The sequence below is a fragment of the Pseudomonas sp. 05N434 genome, assembly GCF_056396965.1.
The window spans coordinates 1-6,373 of record NZ_JBFTMK010000288.1; the positions used below are offsets into that span (position 1 = coordinate 1).

The following is a 6,373-nucleotide window of genomic DNA, read 5'->3' on the forward strand; positions in this document are numbered from 1 at the left end:
ATCGACGTGAGTCAGGCGCTTGAGCACTTCGAATACTTGCTGCTGGGTCGGCTGGTCGAAATAAATCAGCAGGTTGCGACAGAACACGAAGTCATAGGGCGGCTCGTTGACCAGCAAGGTCGGATCCAGCAGGTTACCGACCTGTAAACGCACCTGTTCGAGCACGCGCCCGCTGAGGCGATAGCTATCGTGTTCAGCGGTGAAGTGGCGCTCGCGAAACTCGAGGTCCTGGCCACGAAACGAATTCTTGCCGTACAGCGCGAGCCTGGCCTTTTCCACCGACAGCGGGCTGACGTCCATGCCGTCGACCTTGAACTGGTGCGGCGCCAGCCCCGCATCAAGCAATGCCATGGCGATCGAGTACGGTTCTTCGCCGGTAGAACACGGCAAGCTGAGAATCCGCAGGGCGCGCATGTTGTTGATCGCCGCCAGCCGCTTGGCCGCCAGCTTCGCCAGCGTGGCGAAGGATTCCGGGTAACGGAAAAACCAGGTTTCGGGGACGATCACCGCTTCGATCAGCGCCTGCTGTTCGTCGCGCGAGCCCAGCAAAGTGTGCCAGTACTCATCGGCCGTCCGCGCCCGAACCGCCGTAATGCGCTGGCGCACCGCGCGCTCGATGATCGCCGGGCCGACCGAGCCGACATCCAGGCCGATACGCTCCTTGAGGAAATCGAAAAACCGTTGATCGCTGCTCATCCCTGCTCCTCAAACTGCGCCAGGTCCAGCGGCGGCGAGGGAAACAATAAGGCGCGAACCTGTGCATCCAGTAAATCGGCAACCCGCACCCATTGCAGCAGCCCCTGGGCATCTTCGCGCACCGGGCCGAGGTACGGCGCCTGGCGATTGTCCAGGCCATAAGGCTGAAAGTCCGCCGGGTTGCAGCGCAACGTGTCGGTGACCTGCTCCAGAATCAGCCCGAGCAATTGCGCAGGCGTTGCCTCATCCGGCCGATAGTGCACCAACACCAGCCGCGTGCTGGTGCGGGCCTGGGCCGGTTGGCCAAACGTCAGCGCGCTGAGGTCGATCACCGGCACCACCGCGCCGCGATAGGCGAACACCCCCGCCACCCAGTCTGGCGCCCGGGGAATGGGTTTCAACGGCAGTTGCGGCAGCACTTCGGCCACCTCGATGGCCTGCAAGGCGTAGCGCTCGCTGCCGATGCGGAACACCAGAAACAACGACTGCTTCGCCGGCATCGCCACGCCGCGCCTGGCCGTAAGTTCGCTCATCAGACTTTGAATCGCGAGACACCGCCACGCAGCCCCACGGCCACCTGGCTCAGTTCGTCGATGGCGAAACTGGCCTGGCGCAGGGACTCAACCGTCTGGCTGCTGGCATCGCCCAATTGCACCAGCGCGTGGTTGATCTGCTCGGCGCCGGTGGCCTGGGCCTGCATGCCTTCGTTGACCATCAACACCCGTGGCGCCAGCGCCTGGACCTGATGAATGATCTGCGACAGCTGCTCGCCCACCTGCTGCACCTCGGACATGCCGCGGCGCACTTCCTCAGAGAACTTGTCCATGCCCATGACCCCGGCCGACACCGCCGACTGGATCTCGCGCACCATCTGCTCGATGTCGTAGGTGGCCACGGCGGTCTGGTCTGCCAGACGTCGCACTTCGGTGGCGACCACGGCAAACCCGCGACCATACTCACCGGCCTTCTCGGCTTCGATCGCGGCGTTCAGGGACAACAGGTTGGTCTGGTCGGCGACTTTGACGATGGTCACCACCACCTGGTTGATGTTGCCGGCCTTCTCGTTGAGGATCGCCAGCTTGGCATTCACCAGATCTGCCGCGCCCATCACCGAATGCATGGTGTCTTCCATACGCGCCAGGCCTTGCTGACCAGAACCGGCCAGCACCGAAGCCTGGTCGGCGGCGGCGGAGACTTCGGTCATGGTGCGCACCAGGTCGCGCGAGGTGGCGGCAATTTCACGGGATGTCGCACCGATTTCGGTGGTGGTGGCCGCGGTTTCGGTGGCGGTGGCCTGTTGCTGCTTGGAGGTCGCGGCGATTTCGGTGACCGACGTGGTGACCTGCACCGAGGAACGCTGGGCCTGGGACACCAACGAGGTGAGCTCGGTCATCATGTCGTTGAACCCGGTTTCCACCGCGCCGAATTCGTCCTTGCGATCCAGATTCAGGCGACTGCTGAGATCGCCGGTGCGCATGACTTCGAGGATATCCACAATGCGATTCATCGGCGCCATGATCGCGCGCATCAGCAGCAGGCCGCAGAGGCCGGCGGCGATGRTTGCCACCAGCAAAGAGACGCCCATGCTGATTTTGGCGGCCGTCACCGCGTCACTGATGGCCAGCGTGGATTGTTCAGCCAGGGCGTGATTATTTTCAAGAAGGCTGTTCAATTGCATGCGCCCATTGACCCAGGCCGGCGTCAGTTTTTGCTCCAGGGCAAGCACCGCCTGGTCGTACTCTTTGCGCTGATAGAGATCGATAACGTTGTTCATCTCTTTGTTGTAGAGCTGATGACGCACTTCGAACTCCTCGAACAGAGCCCGATCGTCCTCCGTGAAAATGGTTTTACGGTAGTTGGCTATTTGCTCGTTCAAGCGCTCTTCGAAACTTTTGTACATGGTCTGGTCGGCGACGGTCATTTCGCGATGCCCGGAAAGGCCGACAAGCTGTTGGGTGAGGTTAAAACTGTCGACCCACGCACCGCGGATCATCGAACTGTAATACACCCCCGGGACCGCATCGGTGCGAACCGATTCTGCGCCGGCGTCGATCTTCATCAGCCGAGAAAAAGACACCACAACCATCAGCAGCATGATTGCGATAATTACCGCAAAGCTCGCCAAAATGCGTTGGCGCAACGTCCAGTTCTTCACAGTCAGTCCTCGGTGCGGGTCAAATTGCGGGGGAGTATAGCTGAGGGCGATGTTTCATTTATAAGACGCTGAGCATCGTTTCTCATCCCACCAATAAAAAGCACGGACTCGGCAGAAACATCACGTCCCGCATTGGAAATTTGTCGACTGTGACATCGGGCACTAGTCTGGATAAACCCATGACACAGCCCGGMCTCGGTCAGCCTCCCACAAAGCGCACTACGCTAATAACAAGCCACTCGTGGCGAACTACCCCGTTCAACGCTGTCCCGACCCTAATTAAAGAAGAGGGAAACCCCATGTTCGAACACAAGACCGCACTGCTCAGTGCAATCGCCACGGCGCTTCTGGCCAGCGCCAGCCTGCAGGCCGCCGAACCGCTGAAAGCCGTCGGTGCCGGCGAAGGTCAGCTGGATATCGTTGCCTGGCCCGGCTATATCGAACGGGGCGAAAGCGACAAGGCTTACGACTGGGTCAGCGCTTTCGAGAAGGAAACCGGCTGCAAGGTCAACGTCAAGACGGCCGGTACGTCCGATGAGATGGTCAGCCTGATGGCCAAGGGCGGTTACGACCTGGTGACGGCGTCCGGCGATGCCTCCCTGCGCTTGATCGCCGGCAAGCGCGTCCAGCCGATCAACACCGCATTGATCCCCAACTGGAAGAATCTCGATCCGCGCCTGAAGGATGGGCCGTGGTACGTGGTCGACAAGCAAACCTATGGCACCCCGTACCAATGGGGGCCGAATGTGCTCATGTACAACACCAACGTGTTCAAACAGCCGCCGACCAGTTGGAGCGTGATACTCGAAGAGCAGAAGCTGCCCGACGGCAAATCCAACAAGGGCCGCGTGCAGGCGTATGACGGCCCGATCTACATCGCGGACGCGGCGCTGTACCTGAAAACCGCCAAGCCGGAACTGGGCATCAAGGACCCTTACCTGCTTGACGAAAAACAGTACAAGGCCGTTCTCGACCTGCTGCGCGCCCAGCAAAAGTTGATCCACCGCTACTGGCACGACACCACCGTGCAGATGAGTGACTTCAAGAACGAAGGCGTGGTGGCTTCCAGTTCCTGGCCGTATCAGGTCAACGGCCTGATGAACGAGAAACAGCCAGTCGCCTCGACCATCCCCAAAGAAGGCGCCACCGGGTGGGCCGACACCACCATGATGCACGCCGAAGCCAAGCACCCGAACTGTGCTTACAAATGGATGGACTGGTCGCTGACGCCGAAGGTCCAGGGTGATGTGTCCGCCTGGTTCGGCTCGCTGCCGGCGGTCCCGGCGGCGTGCAAGGCAAGCGAACTGCTGGGGGCCGAGGGGTGCAAGACCAACGGTTTCGACCAGTTCGACAAGATCGCCTTCTGGAAAACCCCGCAGGCTGAGGGTGGCAAGTACGTGCCTTATAGCCGTTGGACCCAGGACTACATCGCGATTATGGGAGGCAGGTAATACACCCCCTTGTGGCGAGGGAGCTTTGTGGCGAGGGGGCTTGCCCCCGTTGGGTGGCGAAGCCGCCCTGGAACCAGTCACCGCGGTCTAACAGATAAACCGCGCTCTCCTTTTCAGGGCTGCTACGCAGCCCAATGGGGCGGTGCGGCGGTCCGACAAGCCCCCTCGCCACAGTGAGCATTCCAGCTAAAAAAGCACACCGATTCAGCTTTTTCAGAAGTCCAGGCAGGGGCCGCTGTGATGGGCCCCCGCTTTTTGGGAGCACCGTATCCATGACGCTTGCAGTCCAGTTCACCAACGTTTCCCGTCAGTTCGGTGAGGTGAAGGCCGTTGACCGGGTTTCCATCGACATCCAGGACGGCGAGTTCTTTTCCCTGCTGGGCCCTTCTGGCTCAGGTAAAACCACCTGCCTGCGTCTAATCGCCGGTTTCGAACAGCCGAGCACCGGCTCCATCCGCATCCATGGCTTGGAGGCCGCCGGGCTGCCGCCGTATCAGCGCGACGTGAACACCGTGTTCCAGGATTACGCGCTGTTCCCACACATGAACGTACTCGACAACGTCGCCTACGGTTTGAAAGTCAAAGGCGTCGGCAAGAGCGAACGCCACAAACGCGCCGAAGAAGCCCTCGACATGGTCGCCCTCAACGGCTACGGCGAGCGCAAACCGGTGCAGCTGTCGGGCGGCCAACGCCAGCGTGTGGCCCTGGCTCGCGCGCTGGTCAATCGCCCTCGCGTGTTGTTGCTCGACGAACCCTTGGGCGCCCTCGACCTGAAGCTGCGCGAGCAAATGCAAGGCGAACTGAAGAAGCTGCAACGTCAGCTCGGCATCACCTTTATCTTCGTCACCCACGACCAGACCGAAGCGTTGTCGATGTCCGACCGCGTGGCGGTGTTCAACAAGGGGCGTATCGAACAGGTCGACACGCCGCGCCACCTCTATATGAAACCGACAACCACCTTCGTCGCCGAATTCGTCGGCACGTCCAATGTGATACGCGGTGATCTGGCCCGGCAGTTGAGCGGCAATCCTCAGCCGTTTTCGATCCGCCCGGAACACGTGCGTTTCGCCGAAGGGCCGCTGGCCAGCCATGAAATAGAAGTCAGCGGCGTGCTTCATGACATCCAGTATCAGGGCAGCGCCACCCGCTATGAACTGAAGCTGGAAAACGGCCAGACCCTGAACATCAGCCAGGCCAACGTCCAGTGGCTGGACGTCAGTGCGCAACATCAGCCCGGGCAACGCATCAGCGCTCGCTGGGCACGCGAGGCGATGATTGCGCTGCACGACAATGTTGTAGGCGGGGTATGAGATGGACAGCGTGATCTCTCGAACCCCGGCCAACGGCTCGCCGCTGCGCCGGTTTTCCAACTTGCTGTACCGGCGGCCGAACCTGTATCTGTCGCTGCTGCTGGTGCCGCCGTTGCTGTGGTTTGGCGCGATCTACCTCGGCTCGCTGCTGACCCTGCTGTGGCAAGGCTTCTACACCTTCGATGACTTCACCATGACGGTCACCCCCGACCTGACCCTGGCGAACTTCACAGCGCTGTTCCAGCCATCGAACTTCGACATCATCCTGCGCACCCTGAGCATGGCCATCGTCGTGTCGATCGCCAGTGCAATCGTGGCCTTCCCGATCGCCTACTACATGGCGCGCTACACCAGCGGCAACACCAAGGCGTTTTTCTACATCGCGGTGATGATGCCGATGTGGGCCAGTTACATCGTCAAGGCCTATGCCTGGACCTTGCTGCTGGCCAAGGGCGGCGTGGCCCAGTGGTTCGTTCAGTACCTGAACCTGGAGCCGGTGTTGCAGTTCGTACTCGGGATGCCGGGAGTGGGTGGCAGCACCCTGTCGACCTCGCATCTAGGGCGATTCATGGTGTTTGTCTATATTTGGCTGCCGTTCATGATCCTGCCGATCCAGGCGTCACTGGAACGCCTGCCGCCGTCCTTGCTGCAAGCTTCGGCGGATCTGGGCGCCAAGCCGCGTCAGACCTTCATGCAAGTAATTCTGCCGCTGTCGATTCCGGGGATCGCGGCCGGTTCGATTTTCACGTTTTCACTGACAC

5 protein-coding genes and 2 pseudogenes are annotated in these 6,373 nt (G+C 60.9%); 3 read left to right on the forward strand and 4 right to left on the reverse strand.

Annotated elements, in window-relative coordinates; all coding sequences use genetic code 11:
- The 4 genes and pseudogenes from AC1DLB_RS18105 to AC1DLB_RS18120 all read right to left on the reverse strand — a co-directional run.
- Window positions 1-696 (reverse strand): CheR family methyltransferase (locus tag AC1DLB_RS18105; RefSeq protein ID WP_477785390.1); only part of this gene is annotated, 696 nt, incomplete at its 3' end.
- Window positions 693-1,229: a chemotaxis protein CheW gene (locus tag AC1DLB_RS18110; RefSeq protein WP_064616241.1), complete on the reverse strand. Its 537-nt coding sequence runs from the start codon at window positions 1,227-1,229 to the stop codon at window positions 693-695. The genes AC1DLB_RS18105 and AC1DLB_RS18110, both read right to left, overlap by 4 nt.
- Window positions 1,229-2,404, reverse strand: a pseudogene (locus AC1DLB_RS18115) (methyl-accepting chemotaxis protein); the annotation flags it as partial. The pseudogene AC1DLB_RS18115 and the gene AC1DLB_RS18110, both read right to left, overlap by 1 nt.
- Window positions 2,378-2,791: pseudogene (locus tag AC1DLB_RS18120) on the reverse strand (MCP four helix bundle domain-containing protein); the annotation flags it as partial. The pseudogenes AC1DLB_RS18120 and AC1DLB_RS18115, both read right to left, overlap by 27 nt.
- A gap of 359 nt (window positions 2,792-3,150) precedes the next feature.
- On the opposite strand from AC1DLB_RS18120, the gene ydcS reads away from it, so the two are divergent.
- From ydcS to AC1DLB_RS18135, 3 genes are all read left to right on the forward strand, one after another.
- Window positions 3,151-4,302 (forward strand): putative ABC transporter substrate-binding protein YdcS, encoded by a 1,152-nt coding sequence (gene ydcS, locus AC1DLB_RS18125; protein ID WP_018926690.1) that lies wholly within the window; start codon window positions 3,151-3,153, stop codon window positions 4,300-4,302.
- A 272-nt stretch (window positions 4,303-4,574) separates the two neighbouring features.
- Complete coding sequence (locus AC1DLB_RS18130; RefSeq protein WP_477744504.1) at window positions 4,575-5,612, forward strand: ABC transporter ATP-binding protein; 1,038 nt, start codon at window positions 4,575-4,577, stop codon at window positions 5,610-5,612.
- A 1-nt stretch (window position 5,613) separates the two neighbouring features.
- A partial coding sequence (locus AC1DLB_RS18135) for an ABC transporter permease (protein WP_477785391.1) occupies window positions 5,614-6,373 on the forward strand: 760 nt, incomplete at its 3' end.